This is a genomic window from Streptomyces sp. NPDC053426, from assembly GCF_055585405.1.
The window spans coordinates 259,570-274,585 of sequence record NZ_JBVJKE010000003.1; the positions used below are offsets into that span (position 1 = coordinate 259,570).

The following is a 15,016-nucleotide window of genomic DNA, read 5'->3' on the forward strand; positions in this document are numbered from 1 at the left end:
CGGGGCTCGGGCCGTGCTGTGGATACGGCCGGGGAACGGGATCCCGGCGGGACTGTGCTCGGGGGGCCGGTGCTGAGTACCGTTCCGTGCGGCACGGCGGAGCGGTCGTGCGGGGCGGAACGCCGTTCTCGTGGCCGGAAGGGCGCGGCGACGGACCGGGATCGGGGAGCGGGGCGGAATGGACGCGTACGACAAGGGCTCGAACGCCCGGCACGGCCCTGCGGGGTCCTCCGCCGGGCCGGGCGGGCCGAGCGGACCGGAACCGGGCGCCGCCCTGCCCGAGCCCGCCGCTCCGGCCGGGCCCGTCGACCCGGTCGAGCCCACCTCCCCGGTCGGCTCACCCGCACCAGGAGTCCTACCGCCCGGTACCGGCCGCCCGGAAGACCTCCCGCACTCCCCCGCCGATCCCGACGCCGATCCCGACGCCGGCCTTCACGCCGCCTCCGGCCCGCCCGCCGGGACGCCGTCCGCCGGCCCGCTCGCAGGTCCCCGTACCGGGGTGGCCGCGCTCTCCCTGCGCTATCAGATCGGCGCCGCGGTGGCGCTCGCGGTCGTCGCGGTCGCGGTCTGTGTGCACCTCGGCATGACGTTCCTGCACGTCGCGCCGGCGAACACGGTCAGCAAGAAGCACGCCGAGACGGTCGAGAACTGGATCTACCCGGAGTTCGAGCAGAACTGGAAGCTGTTCGCGCCGAACCCGTTGCAGCAGAACATCGCCGTCCAGGTGCGTGCCGAGATCCGTACGGCGGACGGGGGGACGCGGACCACCGGCTGGTACGACCTGTCCGCACAGGACGGCCGTGCCATCGACGGCAACCTCCTGCCCAGCCACACCCAGCAGAACGAACTGCGCCGCGCCTGGGACTTCTTCGTCGCCACGCACGACGACGACAACCGGCCGGTGGGTCTGCGCGGGGCGCTGTCCGAGACGTATCTGCGCCGGATCACGGTGCTGCGCCTCGACCGCGCGGACGCGGCCGGTCCGGACGGTGCCGTCGAGCGCGTCCAGATCCGCTCACGGACCGCACAGGTGCCGCCGCCCGAGTGGAGCGGGGAGAAGGTCTCCACCACACCCGTGTACCGCACGCTGTCCTGGTGGTCGCTGCCCGAGGACGAGGTCCGGGGAGGCGCGGGGTGAACCGCTGCTCGCTGGCCCTGTCCCGCGCGATCGCCCGCGTCGCGGACTCCGCGCTCGGCCCCTACCAGACCGCCGTGATCCGCATCGGCTTCAGTCTGACCTGGCTGCTGTTCCTGCTGCGCGAGTTCCCCCACCGCCAGGAGCTGTACGGCCCCGACGGGCCCTGGAGCTGGGACCTCGCCGACCAGCTGGTCGCGACGAACGACGCCTTCACGCCGCTGCTGTGGTCGGACAGCCAGGTCTGGTTCGAGGCCGTCTACGCGCTCGCCGTGCTGTGGAGCCTCCTGCTGCTGCTCGGCTGGCGCACCCGCACCATGTCGGTGCTGTTCATGGTGGGAGTGCTGGCGCTGCAGAACCGCAGTGTCTTCATGGGGGACGGCGGCGACAACGTCCTGCACCTGATGTCGATCTACCTGGTGTTCACGCGCTGCGGCCGGGTCTGGTCCCTGGACGCGCGCCGCGCGCGCCGCGCGGCCGGGGCACGCGCGCGTGGCGAGTGGCCGCGCGACCGGACCGGCCCGGTGCTGTGGGGCGTGCTGGGCCTGCTGCTGCTCCTGGCGACGTTGGCGGGCCGGATGGACGGCGACTGGTTCATACCGGCGCTGCTGTGGACCGTATGGCTCGCGCAGGCGCTGTGGTGGCTGGTGGGGCGCTACGCGGAGACCGGGCAGCCGCGGATCCTGCTGGACGTCGTCGCGAACGCCGTGCACAACGGCGCGCTGCTGGTGATCATGGCCGAGGCGTGTCTGATCTACGCCACGGCCGGCTGGTACAAGGTCCAGGGCTCCCGCTGGCAGGACGGCACCGCCGTCTACTACCCGCTGCACCTGGAGTACTTCTCCCCCTGGCCGGCCCTCGCGGACCTGCTGTCGGCCAGCGGCACGATGGTGATGCTGGTGACCTACGGGACGGTCGCCGTGCAGGTCGCCTTCCCGTTCACGCTGTTCAACCGGCGGGTCAAGAACGTCCTGCTGGCCTTCATGATCCTGGAGCACGCGGTCATCGCCGTCGTGCTCGGACTGCCCTTCTTCTCCCTGGCGATGATCGCGGCGGACGCGGTCTTCCTGCCGACGGCCTTCCTGCGCCGCCTCGGGAACCTCGCGGCACGCGCGCGTGGGCGGCTGCGCCCGCGCGGGACGCCGGTTCCGCGGCCACGGACCCCGGCCGACCGTCCGGCCGACCGGCCGGCCGGAAAGGACCCGGCGGGGACCGCCCCGGCGCCCGGCGGAGTGCCGGGCCCGCGCACGTAGGCTGCACGCCATGACCGACCCCGCTCCCGAGTCCCCGGCCGACCCCGTCTCCGCCTGGCACCGCCTGGCCGGTACCGCCGTGCTGCTCGACGGTTTCCACGCCCTCAAGCACGCCGTGCGCTTCGGGGCCGAGGTCCCGGTGGCGCTCACCGCGGACCGGGCCGGCGCGCTCGCCCTCGCCGACGAGCTGGCCGGGGACGTGCGGGAGGCGCTGGCGGAGCTGCTGACCGAGGTGCCCCACGAGACGTACGCCGCTCTCGTGCCGCGCCCGCATCCCACCGCCGTGGCCGCCCTGGCCGTACGCCCCTCCCGCGCGGGCAACCTGGAGAAGCTGGCGCACACCCCGCGCGCCACCCCCGTGGTGGTCCTGGACAACCCGCGCAACCTCGGCAACGCGGGCGCGGTGATCCGGCTGGCCGCCGGTTTCGGGGCGACCGGGGTCGTCACCACCGGCACGCTCGACCCCTGGCACCCCACCGTCGTACGCGGCGGGGCGGGGCTGCACTTCGCCACCGCCGTGGAACGGCTGTCCGTGGGGGAGCTGCCGCCCGGACCGGTCTTCGCGCTCGACCCGGAGGGCGAGGACATCCGCTCGCTGAAGCTGCCGGACGACGCGCTGCTCGCCTTCGGCTCCGAGCGCAGCGGACTGTCGGCGGAGCTCCGCGCGCGGGCCGACCACCTGGTGGCGCTGCCGATGCGCCCCCAGGTCTCCAGCTACAACCTCGCGACCAGTGTGGCCATGACGCTGTACCACTGGAGCGCCACCGGGGGCGCACCCTCCTGAAACGGCGTCCTACGCCTCCCGTCGCACCTCGACCACCCGGAACCGGTTGGCCACGAACGCGCCGTCGCACAGGGCGGCGTTGGCCGCCGGGTTGCCGCCGGAGCCGTGGAAGTCGGAGAAGGCGGCCGTCTGGTTGACGTACACCCCGCCGGTGAGGTTCAGGGAGAGCTGGGCGGCCTCCTCCAGGCAGACCTCCCGCACGGCCTCCTCGACCTGCGGGGAGGTCGTGTACGCGCCGACCGTCATGGCGCCCTTCTCGCGGACCGTGCGCCGCAGCAGCCGAGCCGCGTCGTCGGCCGAGTCGACGGCGACGGCGAAGGAGACCGGGCCGAAGCACTCGCTCATGTAGGCGGCCTCGGCGTCCGGCTTGGCGCCGTCCAGCTTCACGATCACCGGCGTGCGCACCACGGCGCCCGGGAACTCCGGGTTGGCGATCTCACGGGAGGCGAGGGCGACCTCGCCGAGTCCGGCGGCTGCCTCCAGGCGGGCCTTGACGTCCGGGTTGACGATCGCGCCCAGCAGCGCGTTCGCGCGGGCGTCGTCGCCGAGCAGGCCGTCGACCGCCTTCGCCAGGTCGGCGGCGACCTCGTCGAAGGACTTGGGGCCCTGGTCGGTGGTGATGCCGTCGCGCGGGATCAGCAGGTTCTGCGGGGTGGTGCACATCTGGCCGCTGTACAGCGACAGGGAGAACGCCAGGTTGGCCAGCATTCCCTTGTAGTCGCCGGTCGACTCCACGATCACCGTGTTGACGCCGGCCTTCTCGGTGTACACCTGCGCCTGGCGCGCGTTGCCCTCCAGCCAGTCGCCGAACTCCGTGGAGCCGGTGTAGTCGATGATCCGGATCTCCGGGCGGGTGGCCAGCGTCTTGGCGATGCCCTCGCCGGGCCGCTCGGCGGCCAGCGCCACCAGGTTCGGGTCGAAGCCGGCCTCGGTGAGCACCTGGCGGGCCACCTGGACGGTGAGCGCGAGCGGCAGCACCGCGCGGGGGTGCGGCTTGACCAGGACCGCGTTGCCGGTGGCGAGGGAGGCGAACAGGCCCGGGTAGCCGTTCCATGTCGGGAAGGTGTTGCAGCCGATGACCAGGCCGATGCCCCTGGGGACCGGGACGAACTCCTTGGTGAGCGCGAGCGGGTCGCGCTTGCCCTGCGGCTTGGTCCACTCCGCGGTGCCGGGCGTGCGGACCTGCTCCGCGTACGCGTAGGCCACCGCCTCCATGCCGCGGTCCTGCGCGTGCGGGCCGCCCGCCTGGAACGCCATCATGAACGCCTGGCCGGAGGTGTGCATGACCGCCTGGGCGAACTCCGTCGTCCGGTCGCTGATCCGCTTCAGGATCTCCAGACAGACCACCGCGCGGGTCTCCGCGCCCGCGTCCCGCCAGGCCCGCATCCCCGCCTTCATGGCGGGCAGCAGCTCGTCGAGGTCCGCGTGCGGGTAGCTCACGCCCAGCTCGATGCCGTACGGGGAGGTCTCGCCGTCCACCCAGCCGTCCGTGCCGGGCTGGCCGAGGTCGAGGCGGGTGCCGAGCAGGGCGTCGAAGGCGGCCTTGCCCGCCGCCATGTCCAGGCTGCCGTTCTCCCCGTAGGCCTTGGGGTGCTCGGGGTGCGGGGACCAGTACGCGCGCGTGCGGATCGCTTCCAGCGCCTGGTCCAGGGTGGGACGGTGCCGGGCGATCAGCTCGTGCGCCGTGGGTTCGGCGGCCATGCGGGACCAACTCCTCGTCTCAGGAACTCTTCGTCGAGCTCATGGACCTGTGCGGAAACGTAGTCAGAACGGGCGGTCAGAGTTAGAGTAACCGAACGATCGGTCGGGACAAGGGGGTCCGCCGCATCTGTGGAAAACCCCGTGCGGGAGGATCGCGCACATGACAGCACTCGACCTCAGCAGTCCCGTGGCCGTGGTCGGCACCGGCACCATGGGCCAGGGAATCGCCCAGGTCGCGCTGGTCGCGGGCCATCCCGTGCGGCTGTACGACGCCGCCCCCGGCCGGGCCCGTCAGGCGGCCGACGCGATCGGCGCCCGGCTCGACCGGCTGGTGGAGAAGGAGCGCCTCACCGCCGCCGAACGGGACGCGGCCCGCGCCCGTCTGCGGCCCGCCGACGGGCCGGCCCAGCTCGCCGACTGCGCCCTGGTCGTCGAGGCCGTCCTGGAGAGCCTGGACGTCAAGCAGGAACTGTTCCGCGCGCTGGAGGACGTCGTCTCCGACGACTGCCTGCTCGCCACCAACACCTCCTCCCTCTCCGTCACCGCGATCGGCGGCGCCCTGCGCGCGCCCGGCCGCTTCGTGGGCCTGCACTTCTTCAACCCCGCGCCGCTGCTGCCGCTCGTCGAGGTCGTCTCCGGCTTCGCCACCGACGTCGCGTACGCCACGCGCGCGTACGAGACGGCCCGCGCCTGGGGCAAGACGCCCGTCGCCTGCGCCGACACCCCCGGCTTCATCGTCAACCGCGTCGCCCGGCCCTTCTACGCCGAGGCCTTCGCGGTGTACGAGTCCCAGGGCGCCGACCCGGCCACCATCGACGCGGTCCTGCGCGAGTCCGGCGGTTTCCGCATGGGCGCCTTCGAACTGACCGACCTCATCGGGCAGGACGTCAACGAGTCCGTCACCCACTCGGTGTGGCGGTCCTTCTTCCAGGACGTGCGCTTCACCCCCTCGCTCGCCCAGCGCCGCCTGGTCGAGTCCGGCCGCCTCGGCCGCAAGACCGGGCACGGCTGGTACGACCACGGCGACGGCGCCGAGCGCCCCGAACCGCACACCGCCGAGCCCGCCGAACCGCCCGCGTACGTCGTCGCCGAGGGCGATCTGGGACCCGCCTCGGAGCTGCTCGCCCTGATCCGCGAGGCCGGGATCGAGGTGCGCGAGGAGGCCGAGGACAACGGCACCCGCCTGGTGCTGCCCGGCGGCGGCCAACTCGTGCTCGCCGACGGCCAGACCTCCGTGGAGTTCCGCGACGTCGTCTACTTCGACCTCGCCCTCGACTACCGCGCGGCCACCCGCGTCGCCCTGTCCCACTGCCAGGACACCTCCGCGCGGACCGTCGCCGAGGCCACCGGACTGTTCCAGGCGCTCGGCAAGAAGGTCAGCGTCATCGGGGACGTCCCCGGAATGATCGTCGCGCGGACGGTGGCCCGGATCATCGACCTCGCGGTCGACGCGGCCGCCAAGGGCGTCGCCACCGAGGAGGACATCGACACCGCGATGCGGCTGGGTGTGAACTACCCCCTGGGGCCCTTCGAGTGGAGCCGCCGCCTGGGCCGCGGCTGGGCCGGCGCCCTGCTGGACGAAATGCACGAGATCGACCCGTCCGGCCGCTACGCGCCCTCCCTCGCGCTCTACCGGTACGCGTGCGCCACCCGCAAGGGGGAGGACACCCCATGACCACCGCCAGGCGCGACACGTACACCCCGGAGACGCTGCTGTCCGTCGCCGTCCAGGTGTTCAACGAGCGCGGTTACGACGGCACCTCCATGGAGCACCTCTCCAAGGCCGCCGGCATCTCCAAGTCGTCGATCTACCACCACGTGGCCGGCAAGGAGGAACTGCTGCGCCGCGCGGTGAGCCGGGCCCTGGACGGGCTCTTCGGCATCCTCGACGAGGAGCACGCGCGCGTGGGGCGCGCCGCCGGGCGGCTGGAGTACGTCGTACGGCGCATGGTCGAGGTGCTGATCGCCGAGCTGCCGTACGTGACGCTGCTGCTGCGGGTGCGCGGCAACACGGGCACCGAGCGGTGGGCGCTGGAGCGGCGGCGCGAGTTCGACCACCGGGTGGCGGCGCTGCTGAAGGCCGCGGCGGCCGACGGGGACGTGCGCGAGGACATAGAGGTGCGCCTGGTGACCCGGCTGGTCTTCGGCATGATCAACTCGATCGTGGAGTGGTACCGGCCGGACGGGCGCGGCATGAACGAGCTCGAGGTGGCCGACGCGGTGGTGCAGCTGGCCTTCGGAGGGCTGCGCAAGGCGCCCTGAGGGCCCACGCCTCACCCCTGCGGCTCCAGGTCCTCCTCCTCGAACACCAGCAGGGTGCGCGTGCTCAGCACCTCGGGGATCGCCTGGAGCCGGGTGAGCACCAGCTCGCGCAGCGCCCGGTTGTCGGGCGTGTGCACCAGCAGCAGTACGTCGAAGTCCCCGCCCACCAGCGCGATGTGCGAGGCGCCCGGGAGCTGCCGGAGCTGCTCGCGGACCGTGCGCCAGGTGTTCTGGACGATCTTCAGGGTGATGTACGCGGACGTCCCGTGGCCGGCCCGCTCGTGGTTGACGCGGGCCCCGAAGCCGCGGATGACGCCGTCCTCGACCAGCCGGTTGATGCGCGCGTACGCGTTCGCGCGGGAGACGTGCACCCGTTCGGCGACCGACCGTATCGACGCGCGGCCGTCCGCCTGGAGCATCCGCAGGATGTCCTGGTCGATGGCGTCCAGGGGCCGCGCGGGAGCGAGCGGCCCGGTCCCCTCCTGGCCCTCGGCCATTTGTTCAGATGCCACCCGCCCCCACCTCTCCGCCGTGGACGTCCTGCATCCATCTCAGGTTGTGGAGAACCGTTTGTCCACAGCCTGGTGCCACCCGTAGCCAAAATGTGCCGACGACCGAACAATCGGTTGGTGAGGCGCGTCACAGACGCCGCGCCTCCGACGTCCCACGAGGAGGTGCCGTCATGACGGTCATGGAGCAGCGGGGGGCCTACCGGCCGACCCCGCCGCCCGCCTGGCAGCCCCGCACCGACCCCGCGCCGCTGCTGCCCGACGCGGAGCCGTACCGCGTGCTCGGCACCGAGGCGGCCGCCGAGGCCGACCCGGAGCTGCTGCGCCGGCTGTACACGGAGCTGGTGAAGGGCCGCCGCTACAACGCGCAGGCCACCGCCCTCACCAAGCAGGGCCGTCTCGCGGTCTACCCCTCCAGCACCGGCCAGGAGGCCTGCGAGGTCGCCGCCGCGCTCGTCCTGGCGGAACAGGACTGGCTCTTCCCGAGCTACCGCGACACCCTCGCCGTCGTCGCGCGCGGAGTGGACCCCGTCGAGGCCCTCACCCTGCTGCGCGGCGACTGGCACACCGGCTACGACCCCCACGAGCACCGTGTGGCCCCGCTGAGCACCCCGCTCGCCACCCAGCTGCCGCACGCCGTCGGTCTCGCGCACGCCGCCCGCCTCAAGGGCGACGACGTGGTCGCGCTCGCCATGGTCGGCGACGGCGGCACCAGCGAGGGCGACTTCCACGAGGCGCTGAACTTCGCCGCCGTCTGGCAGGCCCCGGTGGTCTTCCTCGTCCAGAACAACGGCTTCGCGATCTCCGTACCGCTCGCCAAGCAGACCGCGGCCCCGTCGCTGGCCCACAAGGCCGTCGGCTACGGCATGCCCGGCCGCCTGGTCGACGGCAACGACGCCGCCGCCGTGCACGAGGTCCTAGCCGACGCCGTACGCCGCGCCCGCGCGGGCGGCGGTCCGACCCTGGTCGAGGCGATCACGTACCGCGTGGAGGCCCACACCAACGCCGACGACGCCACCCGCTACCGCGGCGACGCCGAGGTCGAGACCTGGAAGCGGCACGACCCGATCGCCCTGCTGGAGCACGAGCTGACCGGGCGCGGACTGCTCGACGAGACCGGCGTGGAGACCGCCCGCCAGGACGCCGAGACCATGGCCGCCTCCTTGCGCGCCCGCATGAACCAGGACCCGGCGCTCGACCCCATGGACCTCTTCACCCACGTCTACGCCGAACCCACCCCCCAGCTCCTGGAGCAGCGCGAGCAGCTGCGGGCCGAGCTGGCGGCCGAGGCCGAGCCGGAAGGGGCACAGCGATGACCACCGTCGCCGTCAAGCCGGCCACCATGGCGCAGGCCCTCACGCGCGCGATGCGCGACGCCATGGCCGCCGACCCGTCCGTGCACGTCATGGGCGAGGACGTCGGCACCCTCGGCGGTGTCTTCCGCGTCACCGACGGACTCGCCGAGGAGTTCGGCGAGGACCGCTGCACGGACACGCCGCTGGCCGAGGCGGGCATCCTCGGCACGGCCGTCGGCATGGCCATGTACGGACTGCGCCCGGTCGTGGAGATGCAGTTCGACGCGTTCGCCTACCCGGCCTTCGAGCAGCTGATCTCGCACGTCGCGAAGACGCGCAACCGCACGCGCGGGAAGATGCCCCTGCCGCTCACCATCCGCGTCCCCTACGGCGGCGGCATCGGCGGCGTCGAGCACCACAGCGACTCCTCCGAGGCGTACTACATGGCGACCCCGGGGCTCCACGTCGTCACGCCCGCCACCGTCGCCGACGCCTACGGGCTGCTGCGCGCCGCCATCGCCTCCGACGACCCGGTCGTCTTCCTGGAGCCCAAGCGGCTGTACTGGTCGAAGGACTCCTGGAACCCACAGGAGCCGACGGCCGTTGAACCGATAGGCCGTGCGGTGGTGCGGCGCTCGGGACGGAGCGCCACGCTCATCACGTACGGGCCGTCGCTGCCCGTCTGCATGGAGGCGACCGAGGCGGCCCGGGCCGAGGGCTGGGACCTCGAAGTCGTCGATCTGCGCTCCCTGGTGCCGTTCGACGACGAGACGGTGTGCGCCTCGGTACGGCGGACGGGGCGCGCGGTCGTCGTCCACGAGTCGGGTGGCTTCGGCGGCCCGGGCGGGGAGATCGCGGCCCGGGTCACGGAGCGCTGCTTCCACCACCTGGAGGCACCGGTGCTGCGTGTGGCCGGGTTCGACCTGCCGTACCCGCCGCCGATGCTGGAGCGCCACCACCTGCCCGGAGTGGACCGGATCCTGGACGCCGTGGGGCGTCTGCAGTGGGAGGCCGAGAGCTGATGGCACAGGTGCTGGAGTTCAAGCTGCCCGACCTCGGTGAAGGGCTCACCGAGGCGGAGATCGTGCGCTGGCTGGTCGAGGTCGGTGACGTCGTCGCCGTGGACCAGCCGGTCGTCGAGGTCGAGACGGCCAAGGCGATGGTGGACGTGCCCTGCCCCTACGGCGGCGTCGTCACGGCCCGCTTCGGCGCGGAGGGCACGGAACTGCCCGTCGGTGCTCCGCTGCTGACGGTGGCGGTGGGCGAGCCGGCCGACGGCCGCCCGGCCGGGGACGCGAGCCCCGCGGAGTCCGCGGAATCCGAGGGCGCGCGCGGCGGGACCCCCGCCACCGAGGGCTCCGGCAACGTCCTGGTCGGCTACGGCACCGCGGAGGCACCGGCCCGGCGCCGCCGCGTCCGTCCGCCGCAGACGGCCCCCGCGACCCCCGCCGCCCCTTCCACCCCCGTGGCGAACGGACAGCCCAGGACCGCGCAGCCCGCCGCCGCGCGGACCCGCACCCTGGGCGCGGTGGACGGACCCGTCCCCGTGATCTCGCCCCTGGTGCGCAGGCTGGCCCGGCAGAACGGCCTGGACCTGCGGGAGCTGACCGGCTCCGGACCCGAGGGGCTGATCCTCCGCGCGGACGTGGAGTACGCCCTGCGTGCCGCCGCCGCCCAGGGCCGTACGGGCACGACGGCCGGCGAACCGCGCACGCGGACCGACCGGGCGGGCGTGGGCGCGCCGTCGCCGGCACCGGCCGCGGGAACCCCGGGCGTGACCCGTGTCCCCCTCAAGGGCATCCGCGGGGCCGTCGCCGACAAGCTCTCCCGCAGCCGCACCGAGATCCCCGACGCGACCTGCTGGGTGGACGCCGACGCGACCGAACTGATGCGCACGCGGGCCGCGATGAACGCGGCGGGGGGACCGAAGATATCCGTCATCGCCCTGCTGGCCCGCGTCTGCACCGCCGCGCTCGCCCGCTTCCCCGAGCTCAACTCCGCGGTGGACACCGAGGCCAGGGAGATCGTCCAGTACGGCGACGTGCACCTCGGCTTCGCCGCGCAGACCGACCGGGGACTGGTCGTCCCCGTCGTCCGGGACGCGCACACGCGGGGCGCCGAGTCGCTGACGGCCGAGTTCGCCCGGCTGACCGAGGCGGCCCGGACCGGCACGCTGACGCCCGCGGAACTCACCGGCGGCACCTTCACGTTGAACAACTACGGCGTGTTCGGCGTCGACGGCTCCACACCGATCATCAACCACCCCGAGGCCGCCATGCTCGGCGTCGGCCGCATCGTCCCCAAGCCATGGGTGCACGAGGGCGAGCTGGCGGTGCGGCAGGTCGTGCAGCTCTCGCTCACCTTCGACCACCGGGTCTGCGACGGCGGCACCGCGGGAGGCTTCCTGCGGTACGTGGCGGACTGTGTCGAACAGCCGGCGGTACTGCTGCGGACGCTGTGAGTCCGCTTCGAGCCACCGGTCTCCCCGGCCGCGTCCCGGTGCCCCCGCGTTCCCTGTGATCGCGGGGGCACGCATACTCGGAGGGTGACCGAGTATCAGCCACCCGGTGGTCCCTCCGGCGATCCCTCCGGTGATCCTCCCGGTGGTCCCTCAGGGGACCCTCCCGACGGTCCCTCGGGCGACTCCTCGGGCGGCCCCTTCGGGGGCCCCGACTCCGCGTACGACGCCGTCGTGCTCGCCGGCGGCGCCGCCCGGCGGCTCGGGGGCGCGGACAAGCCCGGGGTGCGGGTGGGCGGCCGGGCGCTGCTCGACCGGGTGCTCGCGGCCTGCGCCGGCGCCCGGACCACGGTGGTCGTCGCCGGCCCCCGCCCCACCGCACGGCCCGTGGTCTGGGCCCGCGAGGAACCCCCGGGCGGCGGCCCCCTGGCCGCGCTCGCCGCCGGGCTCCGGCACACCACGGCCGACCGGGTCGTCCTGCTCTCCGCCGACCTGCCCTTCCTCGACCACCGCACGGTGCGGGGACTGCTGGCACCCCTCCGGCACGGCACCGCCGACGGCGTGCTGCTGACCGACTCCGACGGCCGGGACCAGCCGCTCGTCGCCGCGTACCGGACCGGGTCCCTGCGCCGCGAACTGGCCGTGCTCACCGGCCGGCACGGCGAGCTGACGGGGCTGCCCCTGCGCCGGCTGACCGGCTCGCTCGACCTCACCCGTATCTCCGACCCGGTGGCGTCCTTCGACTGCGACACCTGGGACGACATCGCCACCGCCAGGGCACGCATCAGGGAGCATGGACACGTGTTGGATGAATGGATCTCCGCAGTCAAGGACGAGCTGGGCATCGACCTGGACGTCGACACCGGCGTACTGCTCGACCTCGCCCGCGACGCCGCCCACGGGGTGGCCCGGCCCGCCGCGCCGCTGACCACCTTCCTCGTCGGCTACGCGGCCGCGCGGGCGGGCGGCGACCGGGAGGCCGTCGCCGAGGCGGCCCGCAAGGCCGCGGCACTCGCCCTGCGCTGGGCCGACGAGGAAACCCCCGACGCCACCTCCGAGGCTTCCGGCGCCACCCCCGAGGCTTCCGGCGCCACCCCAGAAGCCCCCGACACCCGCCCGGACGCCTGATGACCGCGCGCGCCGCCCGGGCCGACGAGAACGCCGACGACCTCGACGTCGAGGAGGCGCTCGCCCTCGTGAAGAAAAACCCCGGCGGCACCACAGACACCCCCCGCCACCCGCACCGCGACGCCACCGCCTGGCCCGACGCCCGCGCCATCGCCGAGAGCGCCCCGCGCCACGGCACCGGCGCCCGCACCGGCTATCTGACCCCGGTCGCCGTCCCCCTGGCCTCCGCCCTGGGACTCACCCTCGCCGTCCCCCTCACCGCCCTCACCGACCTGCCCTCCTTCGACACCTCCGCGATGGACGGCTGGGCGGTCTCCGGCCCCGGCCCCTGGTCCGTACGGGACGAGGGCGTCCTCGCCGGGCACGCCGCGCACACCCCGCTCACCGACGGCGAGGCCGTCCGCATCGCCACCGGCGCCCGCATCCCCCCGGACACCACCGCCGTACTCCGCAGCGAACACGGCCGCACCGACGACAAGGGCCGGCTGCACGTCACCGCCGCCACCCGGCCGCCGCACACCGTCACCCACGGCCAGGACATCCGCCCCCGCGGCCAGGAGTGCCGCAGCGGCGACCAGTTGCTGCCCGTGGGCACCCCGGTGACCCCGCCCGTCCTGGGCATGGCCGCCGCCGCCGGATACGACACGCTCACCGCGGTCCCCCGCCCCCGCGTCGACGTGTTCGTCCTCGGTGACGAACTGCTCGGCGAGGGCCTGCCGCACGACGGGCTGATCCGGGACGCGCTCGGCCCGCTGCTGCCGCCCTGGCTGCGCGCACTCGGCGCGGAGGTCACCGCCGTACGCCGGGTCGGCGACACCGAACAGGCGCTGTACGAGGCGATCACGGCGTCCGACGCCGACGTCGTCGTCACCACCGGCGGCACCGCCGCGGGCCCGGTCGACCACGTGCACCCCGCGCTGCGCCGCATCGGCGCCGAACTCCTCGTGGACGGCGTCCAGGTGCGTCCCGGCCACCCCATGCTCCTGGCCCGCACCAAGGACGACCAGCACCTCGTCGGCCTGCCCGGCAACCCCCTCGCCGCCGTCTCCGGCCTGCTCACGCTCGCCGAGCCCCTGCTGCGCACCCTCGCGGCCCGCCCCGCCCCCGAGCCGTACGCGCTGCCGCTGCGGGACGGGGTGCAGGGGCACCCGTACGACACCCGGCTGGTCCCGGTCGCCCTGCGCGGTGACCGGGCGCTGCCGCTGCTCTACAACGGCCCGGCCATGCTGCGCGGCATCGCGGCGGCCGACGCGCTCGCCGTGGTACCCCCCGGCGGGGCACGGCCGGGTGAGGAGGCGGAGCTGCTCGACCTGCCCTGGACGTCCGGGGGAATCGGGGTGTGTTTCACGTGAAACTTCCGGGCCAGGACGTCATCGCACGCCAGGCGGACGAACACCTGGTGACCCATCGGGTGAAACTCCCGAGGAAACTGGTGGAGCATCCGGTCCGCCAGGTCGCCAAACGGCTGTCGTGGGCCCTGGTGGTGCTCGTGGTGACGGCGTTCATCGTGTACGCCGACCGGGGCGGCTACAACGACAACTCCGACGGGTCCCTCGATCTCCTCGACGCGTTCTACTACGCGACCGTCACCCTCTCCACCACCGGGTACGGCGACATCACGCCGGTCAGTGACAGTGCCCGGCTCACCAACATCTTCGTCGTCACGCCGCTGCGCGTGCTGTTCCTGATCATCCTGGTCGGCACCACTCTCGAGGCCCTCACCGAACGCACGCGGGAGGAGTGGCGACTGAACCGCTGGAGGTCCGCGTTGCGCGATCACACCGTCGTCGTCGGGTTCGGCACCAAGGGCAGGTCCGCGATCAAGACCGTCTGTGCGACCGGGCTCCGGAAGGAGCAGGTGGTGGTCGTCGACCCCAGCGCGAAGGCGATCGACGCGGCCACGGCGGACGGCTACGCGGGCGTCATAGGGGACGCCACGCGCAGCGAGGTGCTGAAGCGGGCCGAGGTGCAGCGGGCACGGCAGATCATCATCGCGACGCAGCGCGACGACACGGCCGTCCTCGTGACGCTGACGGCGCGGCAGATCAACCGGGGCGCGAAGATCGTGGCCGCGGTGCGCGAGGAGGAGAACGCCCCGCTGCTGAAGCAGTCGGGCGCCGACGCGGTCATCACCAGCGCCAGCGCGGCCGGGCGGCTGCTCGGGCTGTCCGTGCTCAGCCCCTCGGCCGGCATGGTCATGGAGGACCTGATCCAGCAGGGCTCCGGGCTCGACATCGTGGAGCGGCCGGTCATAAAGGGCGAGGTGGGCAAGACGCCCCGCGAGATCGGCGACCTGGTGGTGAGCGTCGTACGCGGGCACCGGGTGCTCGGCTACGACGACCGGAACGTCGGGACGCTGGAGCTGACGGACCGGCTGATCACGATCGTACGGGCGACGCCGGGCACACAGATCGCGCCCGACGTCCGCCCGTTCCGCGGCTGAGACCGCGGTTGAGACCGAGGCTGAGACCGCAGTGGGGCTGCGGCTGAG

Annotated in this window: 13 protein-coding genes; 11 read left to right on the forward strand and 2 right to left on the reverse strand. The window is 73.7% G+C overall.

The window, feature by feature from the left end:
- Positions 1-178: 178 nt before the first annotated feature.
- The 3 genes from ACZ62B_RS08130 to ACZ62B_RS08140 are packed head-to-tail and all read left to right on the forward strand — an operon-like array spanning position 179 to position 3,172.
- The gene (locus tag ACZ62B_RS08130) at positions 179-1,138 is read left to right on the forward strand and encodes a DUF5819 family protein (RefSeq protein WP_469689442.1); all 960 of its coding nucleotides are present in this window, start codon (positions 179-181) and stop codon (positions 1,136-1,138) included.
- Positions 1,135-2,388, forward strand: a complete 1,254-nt coding sequence (locus ACZ62B_RS08135; RefSeq protein WP_469689444.1) for an HTTM domain-containing protein — start codon at positions 1,135-1,137, stop codon at positions 2,386-2,388. Before ACZ62B_RS08130 ends, ACZ62B_RS08135 begins: the two co-directional genes overlap by 4 nt.
- A 10-nt stretch (positions 2,389-2,398) precedes the next feature.
- Entirely contained in the window at positions 2,399-3,172 is a 774-nt protein-coding gene (locus tag ACZ62B_RS08140) for a TrmH family RNA methyltransferase (protein ID WP_344563133.1), read from the forward strand.
- A 9-nt stretch (positions 3,173-3,181) separates the two neighbouring features.
- Here the strand turns inward: ACZ62B_RS08140 and paaN are convergent, their stop codons facing one another.
- The gene (gene paaN / locus ACZ62B_RS08145; protein WP_344563132.1) at positions 3,182-4,873 is read right to left on the reverse strand and encodes a phenylacetic acid degradation protein PaaN; all 1,692 of its coding nucleotides are present in this window, start codon (positions 4,871-4,873) and stop codon (positions 3,182-3,184) included.
- A 160-nt stretch (positions 4,874-5,033) separates the two neighbouring features.
- On the opposite strand from paaN, the gene ACZ62B_RS08150 reads away from it, so the two are divergent.
- Both ACZ62B_RS08150 and ACZ62B_RS08155 read left to right on the forward strand, forming a co-directional pair.
- Complete coding sequence (locus ACZ62B_RS08150; RefSeq protein WP_344563130.1) at positions 5,034-6,548, forward strand: 3-hydroxyacyl-CoA dehydrogenase; 1,515 nt, start codon at positions 5,034-5,036, stop codon at positions 6,546-6,548.
- Complete coding sequence (locus ACZ62B_RS08155; protein ID WP_073933283.1) at positions 6,545-7,135, forward strand: TetR/AcrR family transcriptional regulator; 591 nt, start codon at positions 6,545-6,547, stop codon at positions 7,133-7,135. Before ACZ62B_RS08150 ends, ACZ62B_RS08155 begins: the two co-directional genes overlap by 4 nt.
- 11 nt (positions 7,136-7,146) lie before the next feature.
- Here ACZ62B_RS08155 and ACZ62B_RS08160 read toward each other — a convergent pair whose 3' ends face one another.
- Entirely contained in the window at positions 7,147-7,632 is a 486-nt protein-coding gene (locus ACZ62B_RS08160) for an Lrp/AsnC family transcriptional regulator (protein WP_030856947.1), read from the reverse strand.
- Between the two features lie 185 nt (positions 7,633-7,817).
- On the opposite strand from ACZ62B_RS08160, the gene pdhA reads away from it, so the two are divergent.
- The 6 genes from pdhA to ACZ62B_RS08190 all read left to right on the forward strand — a co-directional run bounded on the left by pdhA (position 7,818) and on the right by ACZ62B_RS08190 (position 14,968).
- Entirely contained in the window at positions 7,818-8,960 is a 1,143-nt protein-coding gene (gene pdhA, locus ACZ62B_RS08165) for a pyruvate dehydrogenase (acetyl-transferring) E1 component subunit alpha (RefSeq protein ID WP_344563128.1), read from the forward strand.
- Positions 8,957-9,961: an alpha-ketoacid dehydrogenase subunit beta gene (locus ACZ62B_RS08170; RefSeq protein WP_469689448.1), complete on the forward strand. Its 1,005-nt coding sequence runs from the start codon at positions 8,957-8,959 to the stop codon at positions 9,959-9,961. Before pdhA ends, ACZ62B_RS08170 begins: the two co-directional genes overlap by 4 nt.
- Positions 9,961-11,400: a dihydrolipoamide acetyltransferase family protein gene (locus ACZ62B_RS08175; RefSeq protein ID WP_469689450.1), complete on the forward strand. Its 1,440-nt coding sequence runs from the start codon at positions 9,961-9,963 to the stop codon at positions 11,398-11,400. The genes ACZ62B_RS08170 and ACZ62B_RS08175 overlap by 1 nt, the downstream gene beginning before the upstream one ends.
- A gap of 84 nt (positions 11,401-11,484) precedes the next feature.
- Entirely contained in the window at positions 11,485-12,525 is a 1,041-nt protein-coding gene (locus ACZ62B_RS08180) for an NTP transferase domain-containing protein (RefSeq protein WP_469689452.1), read from the forward strand.
- Complete coding sequence (locus tag ACZ62B_RS08185; RefSeq protein WP_469689453.1) at positions 12,525-13,877, forward strand: molybdopterin molybdotransferase MoeA; 1,353 nt, start codon at positions 12,525-12,527, stop codon at positions 13,875-13,877. Before ACZ62B_RS08180 ends, ACZ62B_RS08185 begins: the two co-directional genes overlap by 1 nt.
- The gene (locus ACZ62B_RS08190; protein WP_344563120.1) at positions 13,874-14,968 is read left to right on the forward strand and encodes a potassium channel family protein; all 1,095 of its coding nucleotides are present in this window, start codon (positions 13,874-13,876) and stop codon (positions 14,966-14,968) included. Before ACZ62B_RS08185 ends, ACZ62B_RS08190 begins: the two co-directional genes overlap by 4 nt.
- Positions 14,969-15,016 lie beyond the last annotated feature (48 nt).

Bases quoted from the DNA above. Each gene is read 5' to 3' on its own strand.
- ACZ62B_RS08130 (WP_469689442.1), top strand. From the start codon at position 179: ATGGACGCGTACGACAAGGGCTCGAACGCCCGGCACGGCCCTGCGGGG.
- ACZ62B_RS08140 (WP_344563133.1), top strand. From the start codon at position 2,399: ATGACCGACCCCGCTCCCGAGTCCCCGGCCGACCCCGTCTCCGCCTGG.
- paaN (WP_344563132.1), bottom strand. From the start codon at position 4,873: ATGGCCGCCGAACCCACGGCGCACGAGCTGATCGCCCGGCACCGTCCC.
- ACZ62B_RS08150 (WP_344563130.1), top strand. From the start codon at position 5,034: ATGACAGCACTCGACCTCAGCAGTCCCGTGGCCGTGGTCGGCACCGGC.
- ACZ62B_RS08155 (WP_073933283.1), top strand. From the start codon at position 6,545: ATGACCACCGCCAGGCGCGACACGTACACCCCGGAGACGCTGCTGTCC.
- ACZ62B_RS08160 (WP_030856947.1), bottom strand. From the start codon at position 7,632: ATGGCCGAGGGCCAGGAGGGGACCGGGCCGCTCGCTCCCGCGCGGCCC.
- pdhA (WP_344563128.1), top strand. From the start codon at position 7,818: ATGACGGTCATGGAGCAGCGGGGGGCCTACCGGCCGACCCCGCCGCCC.
- ACZ62B_RS08170 (WP_469689448.1), top strand. From the start codon at position 8,957: ATGACCACCGTCGCCGTCAAGCCGGCCACCATGGCGCAGGCCCTCACG.
- ACZ62B_RS08175 (WP_469689450.1), top strand. From the start codon at position 9,961: ATGGCACAGGTGCTGGAGTTCAAGCTGCCCGACCTCGGTGAAGGGCTC.
- ACZ62B_RS08185 (WP_469689453.1), top strand. From the start codon at position 12,525: ATGACCGCGCGCGCCGCCCGGGCCGACGAGAACGCCGACGACCTCGAC.